Below are 16,555 nucleotides of genomic sequence, written 5' to 3'. Positions count from 1 at the left end.
TTAGGACTTATTACACCCACTCTTGTACATGCACAAGCCCTGCACTTGCCGACGTCGAAAGACGCCTTTATGCATGTCCAGTACAACACCCCCGGTGAGCTGGCCGATGCGCTTGCTAAAGATGCCCACGCTCGCAAGGCGATCGCCAAGCACTTCAAGGTCTCGGAAGCGGCTCTGCTAGACTATATCCGTACCAACCTTGTCCTAACCACCACCACCACCACCATCAAGGTTCCCAACTACGGCCTCACTCCCAAGGGCTACATGTACTACAAGATCTCCACCTTCAAGCCCGGTCTGAAGGTCTGGGCCACCCGCGATGGCAAGCCGGTCATCAAGTGGATCTGTACCAACCCCATCACCATGACGCTTCCCACGCCTCCTGCTCCGGTGGCCAAGGCACCCGCCCCCGTGAAGCGTGTCGCCCCGCCGCCTCCCCCGCCCCCCGTGGTGGTCGAGAAGCCGGTGGTTGTCGAGAAGCCCAAGCCCGTGGAGAAGCCGGTCGTGGTCGAGAAGCCCGCACCGCCTCCCCCGCCCCCGCCCGTGGTCGAGAAGCCCGTTGTTGTGGAGAAGCCCGTTGTGGTCGAGAAGCCGACCCCGCCGCCCGCTCCTAAGCCGGTAGAGCCGCCTAAGCCTCCCGTCCAGAAGGCAGTCGAGGCCCCCAAGCCCGTGCTTCCGCTAGTCGATCCTTGTACGCTCCTCTCGGCCGGCGCCAAGACCCGCTTTAACTTCAAGTACGGCAAGGTCAACTACGCCGATAGCAAAAACGACAAGTTCGGTGCCAAGAACCAGACCGGCCTGTTTGGGGTTAGCTTTGATATCCAGCAGAGCCCCCGCACCGCCACGAGCCTCTACGCTGACTACGTCCGCAACTCGCACCAGGCGATCTGCTCGGAGTCCCTGGGCTATGGAATCGAGCGCCGTGTCTACCTGCACTGTGTCCAACAGGCCACGCGTCCCTTCTACGGCGCAGGCATCGGCAACTACAAGTCGCTGTACCAGACCCTTCCCCAGCAGACCATTGGGAAGCCATCAGGGCTCGGTGGCAAGCTCTTTGTGGGCCTAGAGACACGCCGACACACGTTTATCGAGCTGGGCCAGCAGATACTGAAGCAGCAGCCGATCCTGGGGAACCCTGCCAAGAAGGTCAACCTCAACAACACCTATATCGCGGCGGGCTTCCGCTTCTAGAAGCGAGCGATTGCCATGTCCTCAAGCCGGGGTGCTCGCACCCTGGCTTGTTTCTTTTTGAACCCTTGTCACTCCCCGAGGAACCAAAGGGGCAGAGCCGTATACTAGCAGTGTTTAAAGGAAAGATGAGATGACAAGAAAAACGACGCGCTGGGCCGCCATCAGCGCCGCCGTGCTCGCCAGTGCCGCCGGGGCCAGCTACCTTCGTGGCACCGGTGCCGTCAGGGCAGCCGAGGCGGGCGAGGAGATAGAGGGGCTACGGTTCCGGCTGTCGGCGGGCAAGCTCGGCGATGGGACGAGCCCCGCAGAGCGCAACCCCATCGCCCCTGTCCAGAAGCTCTCCGATACCGACGCCGACAAGATCCTGGCACGGGTCAAGGCGATCGAGACCCAGCCCGACGATGAAAAAACCTTTGCGCTTCGAGAGGCATCGCTGCCCGCACCGCGCGCCGGGCAGACCCTCACCACCGAGTTTCCGCCCAAGCCCACCCAGGCCGCCGCGCCAATCGTGGAGTCGGGGGCACTGACCCTGCGCCGCTTCCAGCCCGAGGGCGAGGTCCCGCTCGCCGACCGCATCAGCCTGACCTTCTCCCAGCCCATGGTCGCGGTCACGGGCCAGGAAGACGCCGCGGCGCGTGTCCCTGTCACCCTCACACCGGCGGTGCCGGGCAAGTGGCGCTGGCTAGGCACCCAGACCCTGATCTTTGATGCCGGCTCCGGCAAGCGCCTCCCCATGGCGACCGAGTTTGCGGTCCATATCCCCGCGGGCACGAAGTCCGTCACCGGCGGCGTCCTACAGAGCGCCCAGAGCTTTACCTTCAAGACCCCCGCGACCCGTCTCTTGGGCTACGGCCCCGGCAACGGCAGCACCGGCCAGCGCCGCGATCCCCTGATCTGGCTGAGCTTCGACCAAAAGATCGCCCCCGATGCCGTCCTCAAGACCGTCAAGGTGCTCGCCAGCGGCAAGCCCGTCCGTGTGCAGCGTGCCAGCCAAGCCGAGCTGGAGAAAGCCGTCGGTAAGAGCGAGACACCCGAGCGCTGGCTGGCACTCAAGCCGGTCGAGCTGCTTCCGAGTGATACACAGATCACCGTCGAGGTCGGTCCTGGAACCCCCAGCGCCGAGGGCCCCCGGGTCACCGAGGCGGCGCAGAGCTTCTCGTTCCGCACCTACGGCCCCCTCAAGCTGGTCGAGCAACAGCCCGAGCGCGGACGCAGTGTCCCGCCCAGCAACGGCTGGAGCCTGCGTTTTAGTAACGCGCTCGACTCCGACGCCTTCGACCCGGCCTGGGTGAGTATCTCCCCAGCGGCTCCCGGGGTCAAAGTCAATGCAAGCGGCAACTTTATCAACCTCTATGGCAGCCCGAAGGCCCGTACAACCTATAAAGTGACTGTCTCGCCCAAGCTCAAGGATATCTACGGGCAGACCCTAGAGAGCGCGGAGCCTGCGGTCTTCACCGTGGGGCCCGCAGAGCAGCAGCTCTCCGGGCCACAGCAGGCCCTGCTCATCCCCGATCCCGCCGCAGCGCCGCGCGTGGTCTTTAGCAGTGTCAACCTTCCCAGTGTCAAGGTAAAGCTCTACCGTGTCAGCCCCACCGACTGGGACGCTTGGCGCACCTGGCAGAGCAACTGGGAGGAGCGTCGCAAGGGCGCAACCCCACCCGGCAAGCTTATCAAAGAGCTGGACCTGGCGCTCAAGGGCACCGAGGACACGCTCCATGAGAACGAGCTGATGCTCCCCATGAGCGGCAGTACCGTGGTCTGGTGGGAGGCAACCGGCTGGAAAAAACGCAACCAGTACGACGAGCCCCCGCGCGGCGCAACCTGGGTCCAAGGCACAAAGCTCGGGCTCACAGCCTTTGGAGACAGCGACGACCTCTACGCTCTGGTGACCGACCTGGCGACCGGCAAGCCTCTCTCCGGTGCCGAGGTCGGCCTGATGGGCGGCGGGCAGAGCGCCAAGACCGACAAAGACGGCCTCGTGAGGCTTCCTCTCAGCGACAAGCTGGGGACGATCCTCACGGCCAAGCGGGGCAACGACACGGCGTTTCTACCCGCACGGTTCTGGCGCTGGGACGAGAGCAGCTGGCGCAAGCAAGGCCGTGGGGTGCAGAACCTCTCGTTTATCTTCGATGACCGTGGGCTCTACAAACCCGGCGAGAGTGTCCACCTCAAGGGCTGGCTCCGGCAGCTCCCCGGCACCAAGCTCGCCACGGTGATTGTCCCCACGGGCTCGGACCTAAGCTGGCAGCTTCGCGATAGCCGGGGCAATGAGATCGCTAAAGGCCAGACCAAGCTCAATGCCTGGGGCGGCTTCGATGTGGCATTCTCTCTCCCCAAGACCATGAACCTCGGGCAGGCAAGCGTGAGCTTCAGCGGCCCCGGTGGGGGCGCGGGCCATAGCTTCAGTGTCCAGGAGTTCCGCCGTCCCGAGTTTGAGGTAACGGCAAAGAACGAGAGTACCGGGCCGCACATTGTCGCCGATCCCAAGGGTGCCGAGCTCTCGACTAAGGCGGCCTACTACGCCGGCGGCCCCCTCCCCGGCGCACAAGTGACCTGGACCGCCACCGCCAGCCCGACCAGCTACACCCCGCCGGGACGCAGCGAGTTCACGTTTGGCAAGTGGGTGCCCTGGTGGAGCTACGGCGGCTTCGACGAAGTCACCCCGTTCCGTCGCGGCGGCTTCTCGGGCCGACCGGGGCGCCAGGCCAACCTCAGCCAGACCTTCGCCGGGCAGACCGACCCCACGGGTGTGCATCGCCTGCACCTGGACTTTGATGGCGTCAAGCCCGCACGTCCCTACACGATCAGCGCCCAGGCCGCGGTTCAGGATGTCAACCGCCAGACCTGGGCCGCGAGTACATCGGTGCTCGTGCATCCGTCGGCGCGCTATGTCGGCCTCAAGAGCAAGCGCACGTTTGTCGAGAAGGGCAAGCCGCTGAGTATCGAGGCGATTGTCTGCGATATCGACGGCAAGGCCGAGGCGGGTCAAGAGATTCAGCTCCGGGCCAGCCGCTCCGAGTGGGAGTGGGTCAAGGGCCGCTACCAGTCGGTGGAGAAAGAGGTCAAGGAGTGGACCGTGCGCTCTGGGCAGAAAGAAGTGACTGCGGAGTTTCTCCCCAAAGAGGGCGGGCAGTGGAAAGTCGCCGCCACGGTGCGCGACAGCAAAGAGCGCCCCAACGAGAGCGAGCTGACTCTCTGGGTGGCGGGGGGCAAGCCCAGCCCACGCCGTGATCTCTCGCAGGAGCAAGTCACGCTGATTCCCAGCGCCAAGGAGTACACGCCCGGCCAGACCGCCGAGCTACTGGTGCAGGCACCGTTCTACCCCGCAGAGGGGGTCCTCACCCTGCGCCGTGACGGGGTCCTCAAGACCGAGCGCTTCACGGTCAGCGGCCCCACCCACACCCTCAAGATTCCGATCCAGGCGAGCTACCTTCCCAATCTCTTTGCCCATGTCGAGCTGGTGGGAGCCGCAGCCCGCACCGACGATGAGGGCAAGCCGTTACAAAAACTCGCCAAGCGTCCGGCGTTCGCCAGCGGCGAGCTGAACTTGGCGGTCTCGACTGCCAGTAAGAAGCTCACCGTGCTCGCCCACCCCAAAGTGGCCGCACTGGCTCCCGGCGGCGAGACCGAGGTTGCCGTGAGCGTCAAAGACGCCAGCGGCAAGCCCGTAGCCGGCGGCGAGGTCGCTATCGCCGTGGTCGATGAGTCGGTGCAGGCACTGGCGGGCTGGAGCATGGGCGATATTGTCGCCGCGTTCCACCCCAGCCACGGCTCTGGTGTCAACGACTGGCACCTGCGCAGCTATGTCAAGCTAGAAGATCCCCTCCGCGTGTCTAGTAGCGAGTCCGACAAGAAAGATAAAGATACGGGACGTGCAAATCGCTTCGGGGGGCTAACCGGTGGCGGTGGCTTTGGAGGCGGAGGGCGGGGCATGATGGCCGATGCAGCGGCAGCCCCTGCGGAGTCCGGCATGGCACTTTTCGCAGCCAAGCCCATGCCGAAGATGGCGAAGATGAAGGGGGCAGTGGACAACAAGCCGGGCGCTCCCGAAGCCCCCGAGCCCGCCATCGCGGTGCGCTCCAACTTCGACCCGCTGGCGCACTTTACCCCCAGTGTCGTCACAGACTCCGATGGCACGGCCCGTGTCACGGTCAAGCTCCCAGACAACCTGACACGCTACCGGATTGTCGCAGTCGCCGTCGCAGACGCCGACCGTGGCGGGAGCGGGGAGTCGTCGCTGACGGCGCGCCTGCCCCTCATGGCCCGCCCCAGTGCGCCGCGCTTCCTCAATATCGGAGATAAGTTCGAGCTTCCGGTCGTGCTCCAGAACCAGACCGACTCCCCCATGACAGTCGATGTCGCGGTGCGCGCCACCAACGCCACCCTCACCGATGGCCGTGGGCGACGCGTCCAGATTCCCGCCAACGACCGGGTCGAGGTGCGCTTCCCCACCGAGTCCGCCAAGCCCGGCACCGCACGATTCCAGTTCGCAGCCGTGGCCCCCTCCGCCCCCACAAGCGGGGGAACTATTGCGGATTCGGCAGAGGTCTCGCTCCCGGTCTGGACTCCGGCGACCACGGAGGCGTTTGCGACCTACGGGACGATTGATAGCGGCGCGATTGTTCAGCCCGTGCGTGCCCCCAGCGATGCCCTACCACAGTTTGGCGAGCTGGAGGTGACGACGTCCTCGACCGCGCTCCAAGAGCTCACCGATGCCTACATCTACCTGGCGCACTACCCCTACGGCTGCGCCGAGCAGATCAGCTCCCGGGTGCTCACCACCGCCGCCCTCAAAGATGTCCTCTCGGCCTTCAAGGCGGCGGGGATGCCCAAACAAGACGAGATGGACGCCGCAATGGCCCGCGATCTGGCGCGGCTGGGAGAACTGCAAAACAGCGACGGGGGCTACGGGTTCTGGTCGCGCACCGAGCGCCCCTGGCCGTATCTGGGGGTGCATGTCGCCCATGCCCTGGTGCGCGCCAAGCAGAAGGGGTTTGCGGTCCCCGACGAGACCTACAAGCGCTCGATGGCCTACCTGAAAGCTATTGAGAGCAAGTTCGACGAGACCTATCCCTACCCGTGCCGCCGGATGATTATCGCCTACGCTCTCTATGTCCGGCACCTAGCGGGCGATAGCGATAAGGTCCGCGCCAAGAGCCTCCTGGGGGAGACCTCGCTGGATGCACTTGGCCCAGAGACCATCGGCTGGCTCCTGAATGTCCTGGCCGGGGACCCATCGCTGGGCAATGTCCGGCGCTGGCTCGACAACAAGGCCACCGAGACCGCGGGCGCGGCGCACTACACGTTCTCGTACAGAGACAGTGCCTATCTCGTGCTCCACTCGGACCGCCGCGCCGATGGTGTCATCCTCGATGCCTTGATCGCCGACCAGCCCCAGAGCGAGCTGATTCCCAAGCTGGTGCGCGGTCTACTCGATGGTCGCAAGCGCGGCGCGTGGGGCAATACGCAGGAGAATGCGTTTATCTTGCTGGCGCTCGACCGCTACTTCCGCAAGTTCGAGGGAGTCACTCCGGACTTTGTCGCCCGGCTCTGGCTCGGTGAGAAATTCGCGGGGGAGGGCACCTTCAAGGGACGCACCACGGACCGGATCGCGACCAAGATCCCGATGGCGACTCTCACCGAGAAGCCGGGGATGCAGCCGCTCACCATCGGCAAGGACGGCCCTGGGCGGCTCTACTACCGCATCGGGCTGCGCTACGCGCCCAAGTCGCTGGCACTTCCCGCCGCCGACTACGGGTTCTCGGTCAGCCGCACCTACGAGGCAGTCGACAACCCCGCCGACGTGCGCCGCGACCCCGACGGCACCTGGGTGGTGAAGGCGGGGGCAAAGGTTCGGGTGAAGCTCAGCATGGTCGCCACCACGCGCCGCTACCATGTCGCCCTCACCGACCCGCTGCCCGCCGGCTTCGAGGCACTCAACCCCGAGCTCCGCGGAACCGAAGCCCCCCCCGCCCCCATGAATGGGGGAGCCATTGTTGGAAGGGGCTGGCGCTACTGGTCCTGGTGGAACTGGTACGAGCACCAGAACCTGCGCGACGAGCGGGCGGAGGCGTTCTGCTCCTACCTCTGGGAGGGGGCCTACGAGTACAGCTATATCTGCCGTGCCACAACCCCGGGAAGCTTTATCGCGCCCCCCGCCAAGGCCGAGGAGATGTACGCCCCCGAGACCTTCGGCCGTAGCGCCTCGGACCGGGTGCGCGTCGAGTAGCTCTTTCGGCCATCTCCCACTCGCTTAGGCTCGTTGCCCTCTTCCCCTCTTGTTCGCAAGCTCACGGGAAGAGGGCTATTTTTGTTCGCGGATGACCCAGTACATAAGAGAGCCCGCATGGGGCGCGCCCGAAAAGCTCGGGGAGTAGGTCTGGGGCACGGCAAAGACTCCCATCGGCGGGATCAGGAAGTAGTTGCCATCGGCCTGCCGGTAGGTGAGCTGATCGACATTGCCGCCATCGCTATTGATCGCCCCCCAGACCCCGAGCTTGAGCCAGAAGTTCTGCAGATCGGTGAAGGTCCAGCCCCCGCCGAGCGGGATGCCGTACTCGACCGCCCAGTTGCTGATCGCCTCTTCATCGGGCTCTTTCACAAGCAGCAAGTACAGGCGCTTGGAGTCCTTTGTCCAGCCCAGTGAGATGCGGCTGGTGCGCATCCACTCAAAGTTCTTGCCCAGCTCGGTGTAGGGCTTGCCATCGGCCTGGAGCCCAGGCTTTTTCGGGAGCGGCGCGAGACCGTAGGGCTTGCCCTCCAGCACCAGGCAGTGGGCCGCCCCAGATGAGAAATCAAAGGTCCTCTCGATAGTGGCCGTGTCGGGACGTCGCAGGTGGGTAAAGACCGGCCCGCTCTCGGTGTTGCGCACCCCAAAGGTCCAGCGGTGGTTCTCCCCATTGGTGTAGTGCGACTTCCCCCCGAGCACCACCGGCGAGACATGCCACGCCGTCCCGCGCGGCCCGCTGCTATCGTAGCCGTAGTAGAGCCCATTGCAGGCCAGCAGGACCGTCCCCCGCCCCTTCTGCTCCAAGTGCGAGACCACCTGCGCCACGCCCCGCTCGTAGATCTTGGCCTTGTTGTCAAAGGGAGTGTCATCGTCTTCGTCCTGGTCGTAGATCTCCAGACGGAGCTTGGGATTGGCCGCCAAGTCGAACTCAAAGAGCTCCAGGCGTGTGGCATCGCGCGACGAGATCTGGTGCCAGTGGGTGACACCGGGCCAGAGGGTCTCTTTGGTAGCAGCGGGCCACGGCCAGGTCGCCTCAGGGTGCGGCGCATCCACCGCCTCGCCAGAGCGAAAGTGCAGGTCGCCCACAAAGCGCGCCTTGGCGATCGCTCCCGCCACAAAGACCACCACCCCGACACTCACCCCCACCCACCAGCGTTGTTTCTTCGCCCCAGTTTTCTTTGCCATGTGCGTCAATACCGAAAAACTCCGCTAAAAATTCCCCGCCAGGAGCCGCAACCAACCCTAGCCTCCCAACGTCCATTTCCCAGGAGTGCTGATTTTATGAACCGCTGTGGAGGCTGTGGAGCCCGAAAATCCTCACCATCGTCGCCTTGTACCGTCTGTGGGCTCGCGCCCGCGCCGCGCCGAAGCGCCCCGCCCCTGCAAGCGCCTGCCCCGCAGACACAAACCTCACACACTCCCCCCTCCCTGGGGGCCGGGGGGCCAAACCGCCGCCGCCAGGGCTTTGTGGCGATCTTCTCGCTACTCGCACTTGTCGGAAGCTCCAGCTATTTACTTGGGCGAGCCACCAACCCGGGCGGGATTCTCTCTGCGCCGGGCTCGGAGCGGCAGAGCGGCTCGGCGGGGGGGCTCTTCACTGCCGCACGCCAGCCCATGCCCGCCGATGTGGTGGCCTACCTGCGCTGGCTCAAGTGGTTTGAGAGCGAGCGCCACCGGATGCAGCTCAATCAGGTCTTCTCTCTGGCCCCGCTTGCCACCACCGCAGCCTACGCCGACCTGCTCTCCGAGGACGCACCCCCGATCCAGGGCCCGCCCGAGCTCGCGGTCGCCAAGCGCTTCGAGGAGAGAGTCAGCCCGGTCGTGAAGGGCTGGGGCGCGACTGTCGAGGTCTTTGACAAGCAGCCCGTTCCCGCCGCGTGTCAGGAGCTCGCCCAGAGCTACCGCACCGCGCTCACCACGACCAAGAGCGCTCTAGGAACCGTGCTCGAGAAGACAGTTGGGACGATCAAGCAGCTCGCGGGGCAGAGAAATAAAGAAGAGCTTGCCCAGCCCACTCTGAGCTGGCTCACCGATCAGCGGGACAACAAAGCCCTCTCCAACCGCGCCGACGACGGCTTCTACGGGGCGAACCTGGCACTGGAGCAGCTCCGCAACCGCTACCGCGATATCCCCGCCGACCTCACCCCCGCCCACTTTCATATCGTCCCCGAGGAGAGCAAGCTCAAGCTTCCCTCGCTCCCCACCGGGCTCTTTGGGAAGTAAAAAACGTGCGTCGCCTCAAGTTGTTTCTCCAAGGGCTTCGCATGGTCCTGACAGGGCTCACCCAAGTTGTCGTTAGCCTGGGTGAGTTCCTCTACAGCATGCTCACGCTTCTCCTGATCTCTCTACAAGAGTGGGCGTTTTTGAAGAACCCTGCCACCCGCACCGTCCTCCTGACCGCCGCTCTGGTCAGTCTCTGGCAGCACAACGCCTGGATTTTTGTCTGGGTATTTCTCACCTGCAACGGTGCCCTGCTCTACGCAAAGATGCGCTTTCTCACCACTTAGGCTAGGTCAATCGCAATATGATGGATTGTCTCCAACTCAGCTTCTGGCTCACTGCGGGGCTCTTTCTGGGGCTTGCACTTGTCTTTACCGAGCACCCTTGGATGCTGCCTCGACTGGTGCGCTACACTCGGTACCAGCTCCGGCTTGCCAAGTTGCGGCTCCGTCTGTACACCTGGCTCCTCACTGGCGTGGCGCTCCTCTTTGCCGCAAGCTACGGCGAAGCACTCTTCACCCTGGACTGGCTCCTGAATCCTCTCTCACGGCTCCTGGTGATCGGCTCCGCCCTTGTGAGTGCCTGGCTCACCAACTTCTGGATTCTAGTCTGCGCCATCCTCCTGTGCTCCCTGGCTCTGGCATGGCCCGCCTTTCGGCGGGACCTCCTCAAAAAGATGAGCTAGCCCCTAGCTCCCCGCGCCCTCGGGGCGCTCCGAATGTCTCAGGCGGGGATTTCCAATCCCCGACCCAACAATCAGCGCGACGCCGACCACGCCAGGAACCCAGAGCCCCATGTTCAGGCAGACACTGGTCCAAAAGGCGATACTCAGCAGGCCACTGGTGCGCACCTCCGCAGGTGCCTCGCGCCAGTCCAAGCCCCGCCCGAGCCAGGTGCCCAGGGTTCCTGAGAGCAGCCAGCCAGCAAAGTTCGAGAACGGCACCGCAAAGTACGCCCCACCCGCCGCGTAGCTCCAGAACCCCTGGGCCACCGCGCCCGGATCGAGGCAGAGATCGACCGCGACCAAGAGCACTCCCGCCAGGATCGCCTTGCCCCGCGCACGCCAGAGCGCCCAGAGCGCTAGCGGGGTCCAGGAAAAGGGGACGGTCCACGGCACGGCGTCAAAGAGAAGTTTCCCGATCTTGGGGCCGTAGGAGAAGCGTCCGTAGGGCACGCCGGTCTTCACCGCAACGGTCTCCAGCACCAGCGCATAGACTCCCAGCACGACCAAGAGCCGAACGCCGCGTTTTACCCCCAGCCAGCGCACGATCGCCGCGTAGCTCGGCCAGGCGAAGACCAAGACAAAGATCGCGGAGACAATGGCCAGCTCGGGGCGGACGGGGAACCGCGCGACAAAAAAACCACTGATGGCGGCGAAGGCCAGCGCAGACGGTAGAATAAGCCGTGACCCTGGCACGCCTTTGGCAGACAAGCCGCCCCCGATTTTGGATGTATGTCCTTGGCCCGTTTGTGGTGGGGCTAGCGGCGCTGAAGTCGCCGGCGGTCTTTTACTCGCCACTCGCTCTGATCTTTCTGGTGTATTTTTTGTTGCCGGCGAACCTGCTGATCTACGGCATCAACGATATCTTTGACTACGAGACCGATGTCCTCAACGCCAAGAAGCAGGGCTACGAAGCGCTCGTGCCACCGGATCAGCGTAAGGCTCTGAGCCTTGCGATTGCGCTCACCAACCTGCCGTTCTTTGCCGCGGCCTACTTTCTGCCGCGCCCCGCCCAGCTCGCCCTGGTTGCGTTTGTACTACTCTCCGCATTCTACTCCGCGCCGCCGATCCGGGCGAAGTCCAAGCCCTTTCTCGATGCGTCGTTCAATGCGCTCTACATCTGCCCCGGCTACGTGGCCTATTTTCTGGCGGGCGGAACCACGCTCTCGCTCCCGACTCTCTTTGCCGGCTGGGCCTGGGTGATGGCGATGCAGGCCTACTCCGCGGTCCCCGATATCACCGCCGACCGAGAGAGCAGCACGTTTACGGTTGCGACAACCCTGGGCCTGCGCGGAACTCTGCTCTTCTGTCTCGCGCTCTATCTCACGGCAGCGGCATTGGCATTTCCCGCCATTGGCTGGCTCGCCGTGCCGCTGGGGCTTGTCTACGCCACCCTCATGCTGCTCTCGCTCCGCGCGGGAACGGAAGAGGGCGTGATGCGGCTCTACAAACACTTCCCGCTGATTAATACGTTTTGTGGCGCAGGGCTGTTCTTCGCAGCGCTTGCCCCCTAACCCCCGTGGAACGGGGAGACAAAGCAGAATCGGATTCCTTATATTCCCCCCGCAGGGCGGGGGCTAGGGGGCAAGCTTCGTCATGTGCCCCGCGGTCTTATCCCCAATGATGCGCTTGTAGGCGAGCTCGGCGGAGATGAGACAGATCGGCATACCGATCCCGGGGTTGGTGCTCGCTCCGGCGTAGTAGAGGTTCTTGACCTTCTTGCTGACATTGTTGGGCCGCAGAATCGCGGTCTGGTTCATCGTGTGCGCGAGGCCCAGCGCGGTGCCGCGGTCGTTGTTGTAGCGCTCGATAAAGTCTTTTGCCCAGAAGATGCGCTGGTACTTGATGCGCTGGCGCAGGTTGGGGATGTCCATCTCGCGCTCCATCAGAGCCAAGGTCTTATCGGCGTAGGCGGCCAGCTCGCTCTCGGTGGCCTTCATCCCGGGGGCCATGGGGACCAGCACAAAGAGGTTCTCACACCCCTCCGGCGCGACATTCGGGTCGGTGACACTGGGGGCGCAGACATAGAGCGACGGGTCCGTGGGCCACTTCGGGTTGTCGAAGATCTCCGCAAAGCCCGCTTTCCAGTCTGGAGCAAAGAGCAGGTTGTGGTGGGTAAGGCTGGGAATCTTGCCCTCGACCCCCAGGTAGAGGATAAAGGCGGAGGGGGCTAGGGTGCGCTGTGCCCAGTAGTCGTCGGTGAAGGTGCGCTCGCTAGGCTCTAGGAGGGTCTCCGCGTGGCGGATGGTGGCATTGCAGATCACTAAGTCCGCGCGGTGCTCGGTGCCATCTTGTAGCCGCACCCCGACCGCTCTCCCGTTCTCGGTCAAGATCTTCGCCGCGGGCGCATTCGTGTGGTACTTCGCACCGTACTTCTCCCCGATCCGCACGAAGGCTTTGGGAATCTCATGGATGCCGCCCATGGGATAATAGACGCCCATATTGAAGTCGATATGGCTCATGATGTTGTAGAGCGCGGGGGTGTCGTAGGGCGACGAGCCCAGAAAGACCAGCTGGTACTCCATGATCTTCTGCATCTCGTCGGTGGAGAAGAAGCGCTCGACATACTTGTTCATCTTCTCAAAGACATGGAGCTTGGGGCCTTGGAGGATGGTCTGGCGGTTGAAGAAATCAAAGACCGTGTCGTAGTTCTTGTACATGAAGCCCGCCAGCGCGATCTCGTACTGGAACTTGGAGCGCTCCAGATAGTCGCGTAGCGCCTTGCCACAGCCCGGCTCGATCGCCTCTAGAGTTGGGATGTCCCGCTCCAAATCGGAGTAGAGGCTGACTTTCTTGCCCTTGTCTTTGAAGAAGATCTGGTACGACGGCCCCAGCTTTACTAAGTCTAAGTGGTCCTCGACCCTCTCCCCGAGAAGCGAGAAGAAGTTCTCGAAGACATCGGGCATCAGGTACCAGCTGGGGCCCATGTCGAACGTGAAGCCCTCGGCGGAGAAGATCCCCGCGGAACCCCCTAATATCTCGTTCTTCTCAAAAAGCTCGACCGAGTAGCCCGCCTTCGCCAGCAGGCAGGCGCTTCCGAGCCCGCCGATCCCACCGCCGATAATAATCGCGCTTTGCTTAGCCATTCCAAACTTTCATGGTGCGTTGTACCTTCTCCAGCGTGCTCGTGCGAGCGCGACCGGCAAACGGGTTGCTTCCCTGCTCTTCTAATTTGGTCAGGATCGCCCGGTAGAGTGCGCTCGCCACTCGCACCGCGCGGCGACCTTCCGGGTTGAGGAGCGCGATCCCCGGCTCGGCGTCTTCGTAGAGCTGGTGGGCACGCTGCATCTGAAACTGCATCAGGGAGTAGAAGTTGGCATCGAAGCGGCGCTCCGCGAACTGCGTCTCCTTGACCCCAAAGCGCTGGAGCTCGTCGAGCGGCAGGTAGATGCGCCCCCGCTGCTGGAAGTCCTCGTCGATATCGCGCAGGAAGTTCGTGAGCTGCATGGCGTAGCCGAGCTTCTTGGCGTAGTCCAGCGCCCGGGGGTCCGAGAAGCCAATCGCGTGGCTCATCATGAGGCCCACCACAGCGGCGGAGCCGTACATGTAGCGCTCCAGCTCGGCGTAGGTGGTGTAGCGCGTGTCCGAGAGATCGCGGAACATCGCCTCTAAAAACGACTCGCTGTAGGCAAAGGGAATCTGGTAGCGGTGGAAGACCTCAGCGTTGAGCCGGAGCACCGGATCGTGGGAGGTTCCCAGGGCGTAGGCCTTGTGCCAGTCGGTACGCCAGTGCTCCAGGAGCAGTCGGGCCTTGGCCTCCCCGCCCTCGTCCAGCACCCGGTCGTCTACGAACTCGTCGGGGACCCGGAAGAAGGCGTAGAGCGCAAAGGTCGCCTCCCGCAGGTGCCGTGGGAAGAAGCACGTGGCGAAGTAGTAGCTCGTCCCATGCTTCTTATTCAGGCTTCGAGCGACCTCAACATCGCCGTCGCGAAGGGTGGGGCTTACTTCCCGTGGCAAGGACGCTTCCATAGAGTTGGTGCACATTGCCACTTGCAACGGTAGTATCCCTAATAGGTTCCCACTTCCTTTGCGGTTCCCATTCTTTTGGTACAATGCAAGCCAATGCCTCGCCGTGAGCTCCCTATCGCTGTTGCCCTGATCGCCCTGATCGTCGTTGTCAGTGTGATCCAGCCACGCTTCCTCTCCGAGTCGTCGATTCAGTCGGTCCTGCTCTGGCTCCCGCTGATCGCAGTCTGCGCCATGGGCCAGATGCTGGTGATCCTGACGCGGGGGATCGATGTCTCGGTGGGCTCGACCCTGGCGCTCTCGGGGATGCTGACCGCGATGCTCCTGCGGGACCACAAGGACCTGAACGTGTTTGTCGCCGCCGCGATTGGGGCGGGGATTGGCGGGGGACTCGGCGCGGTCAATGGCCTGCTGATCGCCTTTGCCCGTGTCCCCGCCATTGTCGCGACGCTCGCCACGCTGGGAATCTACCGTGGCCTGACCTTCGTGGTGAGCGGCGGTGTCCAGGTCAACGACTACGAAATCCCTAAGGCCCTGGCGGCCTGGACCACGACCGGGCTCTTTAACAACAAGCTTCCCTGGGTGGTCTTAGTGGCCGCGCTGGTTGCCTTTCTCACCCATGCGTTCCTCACGCGGACGCGGATCGGTCGGAACCTCTACGCCATCGGCGGCAACCCGGATGCGGCTGCACTCCGTGGGGTCCCGGTGCGCCCGGTGATCCTGCTGGCCTACGTGCTCTGCGGCATGGGTGCAGGGCTGGCGGGCGTCCTCTACGCCAGCCGCTTTGGCAATGTCAACCCCGCGAGTATCGGCAATGGCTTCGAGCTCCTCGTGATCGCCGCCGCCGTCATCGGGGGCACGAGCATCTTCGGCGGGGTCGGGAGCGCCACGGGGGCGTTTCTGGGCTGCGTACTTCTCGGTGTTATCAATGTCGCCCTCGCCGTCTTGCAGATCGCCGACACCTGGCAGACCGCGGTCTACGGCCTCGTCATCCTCGCCGCCGTCCTCTTCGACGATGCCACGGCCCGGCGGCTCCGGCTCAACGCCACGGGGGAAGAGTAATGAAAAAGCTTCGTGCGTTTATCCCCGAGCTGGTCGCGGTGGGCCTGCTGATTGTCGCCTTTATTGTCAGCGCCGCCCGCGAGCCGCGCTTTCTGGATGTGGCGTATCTCTTCGACCGCTCGACCCTCTACACCGAGACCGCTCTGCTGGCGATTGCGCTCACGCTGGTGATTGTCGCGGGGCACATCGACCTCTCCTGCACCGCGATTCTTGCGCTGGTCGGGGCGATTGTGACGACGCTAAACAGCAAGGGGCTCCCGTTTGGGCTCTGCGCCGCGCTCGCCCCCGTGCTGGGCGGCCTGCTCGGCGCGGTCAATGGCTGGCTGGTCGCCAAGCGCCGGTTGCCGTCGCTGGTGGTCACCCTCGGGACCATGGCGCTCTTTCGGGGCGGGGCGCAGATTCTGCTAGGCGACCACTCCCTGCCCGTCCCTGAAGCGTTCCAGCACTTCGAGAAGCTGGCGATCCCCCGCACTTACTTCCACGCCCCGCTCTTTCTGACTCTGGGCTTTGCGATTGCGGCGGGTCTTCTGCTCCATAAAACAGTCTTTGGGCGCTATGTCAATGCCGTGGGCACCAACGCCGAGGCGGCGCGCTACTCCGGGGTTCCTGTGCCAGGTGTCCTGATGAAGCTCTTTGTCCTCTCGGGCGCGGTCGCCGGGATCGCCGCGCTGACCATGCTCTCCCGTCTCGGGGTCGCCCGCTTCGACCACGCGCGCGGCCTTGAGCTCGATGCCATCACCGCCGTGGTGCTGGGCGGCACGAGCATCTTCGGCGGGCGTGGGACGATCTTTGGTTCCCTAGCCGCACTTCTTCTGATCGGCGTGGTCCAGACCGGCATGGGAGTCGCGGGGGTCAAGGCCGAAAACCAAGTCACCGCCATCGGGATTCTGCTCCTCGTAGCCGTCCTGCTCGCCAACCTCACCGCCCGCAAAAAGCGATAAAATAGCCTGGAGGTGAGCCAATGCCACAAACCATAGAAGAGCGTGTTGCCCTTATCGAAGAAGAGCTCAAGGAGCTTCGCCAGCAGCTCCCCGCCGCCCAAAAAACGGGCTGGCGCAGTCTGCTAGGAACCTTCGACGATGATCCTGCCTTCGACGAAATCATCCGACTGGGTAAAGAGTATCGCAACTCCCAGATACCCAACTACGACGAAAAACAGCCCTAGC

13 protein-coding genes are annotated in these 16,555 nt (G+C 63.8%); 9 read left to right on the top strand and 4 right to left on the bottom strand.

The genetic code is table 11. The annotated features are described in order from the left end of the window. Positions 1-69: 69 nt before the first annotated feature. Positions 70-1,191: a hypothetical protein gene (locus tag HNQ39_RS10900; protein ID WP_184195302.1), complete on the top strand. Its 1,122-nt coding sequence runs from the start codon at positions 70-72 to the stop codon at positions 1,189-1,191. A gap of 130 nt (positions 1,192-1,321) precedes the next feature. Next, complete coding sequence (locus HNQ39_RS10895; RefSeq protein WP_184195299.1) at positions 1,322-7,420, top strand: Ig-like domain-containing alpha-2-macroglobulin family protein; 6,099 nt, start codon at positions 1,322-1,324, stop codon at positions 7,418-7,420. A gap of 75 nt (positions 7,421-7,495) precedes the next feature. Here the strand turns inward: HNQ39_RS10895 and HNQ39_RS10890 are convergent, their stop codons facing one another. Continuing rightward, entirely contained in the window at positions 7,496-8,605 is a 1,110-nt protein-coding gene (locus tag HNQ39_RS10890; RefSeq protein WP_184195296.1) for a phosphodiester glycosidase family protein, read from the bottom strand. A 96-nt stretch (positions 8,606-8,701) separates the two neighbouring features. On the opposite strand from HNQ39_RS10890, the gene HNQ39_RS10885 reads away from it, so the two are divergent. From HNQ39_RS10885 to HNQ39_RS10875, 3 genes are read left to right on the top strand one after another with little or no spacing between them, the layout of a single operon-like run. Then, positions 8,702-9,643, top strand: a complete 942-nt coding sequence (locus HNQ39_RS10885; protein WP_184195293.1) for a hypothetical protein — start codon at positions 8,702-8,704, stop codon at positions 9,641-9,643. A gap of 5 nt (positions 9,644-9,648) precedes the next feature. Continuing rightward, positions 9,649-9,927, top strand: a complete 279-nt coding sequence (locus tag HNQ39_RS10880) for a hypothetical protein (protein ID WP_184195290.1) — start codon at positions 9,649-9,651, stop codon at positions 9,925-9,927. A 17-nt stretch (positions 9,928-9,944) separates the two neighbouring features. After that, a complete protein-coding gene (locus HNQ39_RS10875) occupies positions 9,945-10,325 on the top strand; it encodes a hypothetical protein (RefSeq protein WP_184195287.1) in 381 nt (126 codons plus the stop codon). 3 nt (positions 10,326-10,328) lie between these two features. Here the strand turns inward: HNQ39_RS10875 and HNQ39_RS10870 are convergent, their stop codons facing one another. Next, a complete protein-coding gene (locus HNQ39_RS10870; protein ID WP_184195284.1) occupies positions 10,329-11,072 on the bottom strand; it encodes a carotenoid biosynthesis protein in 744 nt (247 codons plus the stop codon). On the opposite strand from HNQ39_RS10870, the gene HNQ39_RS10865 reads away from it, so the two are divergent. Then, entirely contained in the window at positions 11,045-11,875 is an 831-nt protein-coding gene (locus HNQ39_RS10865; protein ID WP_184195281.1) for a prenyltransferase, read from the top strand. The genes HNQ39_RS10870 and HNQ39_RS10865 overlap by 28 nt on opposite strands. A 63-nt stretch (positions 11,876-11,938) precedes the next feature. Here the strand turns inward: HNQ39_RS10865 and HNQ39_RS10860 are convergent, their stop codons facing one another. Both HNQ39_RS10860 and HNQ39_RS10855 read right to left on the bottom strand, forming a co-directional pair. Beyond that, entirely contained in the window at positions 11,939-13,447 is a 1,509-nt protein-coding gene (locus HNQ39_RS10860; protein WP_184195278.1) for a phytoene desaturase family protein, read from the bottom strand. Further along, the gene (locus tag HNQ39_RS10855) at positions 13,440-14,330 is read right to left on the bottom strand and encodes a phytoene/squalene synthase family protein (RefSeq protein WP_184195275.1); all 891 of its coding nucleotides are present in this window, start codon (positions 14,328-14,330) and stop codon (positions 13,440-13,442) included. The genes HNQ39_RS10860 and HNQ39_RS10855 overlap by 8 nt, the downstream gene beginning before the upstream one ends. Positions 14,331-14,423: 93 nt before the next feature. Between HNQ39_RS10855 and HNQ39_RS10850 the strand changes: the two genes are divergently transcribed. From HNQ39_RS10850 to HNQ39_RS10840, 3 genes are read left to right on the top strand one after another with little or no spacing between them, the layout of a single operon-like run. Further along, positions 14,424-15,389, top strand: a complete 966-nt coding sequence (locus tag HNQ39_RS10850; RefSeq protein ID WP_184195273.1) for an ABC transporter permease — start codon at positions 14,424-14,426, stop codon at positions 15,387-15,389. After that, complete coding sequence (locus HNQ39_RS10845; RefSeq protein WP_184195270.1) at positions 15,389-16,330, top strand: ABC transporter permease; 942 nt, start codon at positions 15,389-15,391, stop codon at positions 16,328-16,330. Before HNQ39_RS10850 ends, HNQ39_RS10845 begins: the two co-directional genes overlap by 1 nt. 20 nt (positions 16,331-16,350) lie before the next feature. Continuing rightward, the gene (locus HNQ39_RS10840) at positions 16,351-16,554 is read left to right on the top strand and encodes a hypothetical protein (RefSeq protein ID WP_184195267.1); all 204 of its coding nucleotides are present in this window, start codon (positions 16,351-16,353) and stop codon (positions 16,552-16,554) included. Position 16,555: the final 1 nt, after the last annotated feature.

The sequence above is a fragment of the Armatimonas rosea genome (genome assembly GCF_014202505.1).
Taxonomy (GTDB): Bacteria; Armatimonadota; Armatimonadia; order Armatimonadales; family Armatimonadaceae; genus Armatimonas; species Armatimonas rosea.
This window is presented reverse-complemented; position numbering and strand designations above follow the sequence as displayed.

What these genes read in the sequence shown, in the direction of transcription:
- HNQ39_RS10900 (WP_184195302.1), top strand. Translation starts at nt 70, where the DNA reads ATGCATGTCCAGTACAACACCCCCGGTGAGCTGGCCGATGCGCTTGCT.
- HNQ39_RS10895 (WP_184195299.1), top strand. Translation starts at nt 1,322, where the DNA reads ATGACAAGAAAAACGACGCGCTGGGCCGCCATCAGCGCCGCCGTGCTC.
- HNQ39_RS10890 (WP_184195296.1), bottom strand. Translation starts at nt 8,605, where the DNA reads ATGGCAAAGAAAACTGGGGCGAAGAAACAACGCTGGTGGGTGGGGGTG.
- HNQ39_RS10885 (WP_184195293.1), top strand. Translation starts at nt 8,702, where the DNA reads ATGAACCGCTGTGGAGGCTGTGGAGCCCGAAAATCCTCACCATCGTCG.
- HNQ39_RS10875 (WP_184195287.1), top strand. Translation starts at nt 9,945, where the DNA reads ATGATGGATTGTCTCCAACTCAGCTTCTGGCTCACTGCGGGGCTCTTT.
- HNQ39_RS10860 (WP_184195278.1), bottom strand. Translation starts at nt 13,447, where the DNA reads ATGGCTAAGCAAAGCGCGATTATTATCGGCGGTGGGATCGGCGGGCTC.
- HNQ39_RS10855 (WP_184195275.1), bottom strand. Translation starts at nt 14,330, where the DNA reads ATGGAAGCGTCCTTGCCACGGGAAGTAAGCCCCACCCTTCGCGACGGC.
- HNQ39_RS10850 (WP_184195273.1), top strand. Translation starts at nt 14,424, where the DNA reads ATGCCTCGCCGTGAGCTCCCTATCGCTGTTGCCCTGATCGCCCTGATC.
- HNQ39_RS10845 (WP_184195270.1), top strand. Translation starts at nt 15,389, where the DNA reads ATGAAAAAGCTTCGTGCGTTTATCCCCGAGCTGGTCGCGGTGGGCCTG.
- HNQ39_RS10840 (WP_184195267.1), top strand. Translation starts at nt 16,351, where the DNA reads ATGCCACAAACCATAGAAGAGCGTGTTGCCCTTATCGAAGAAGAGCTC.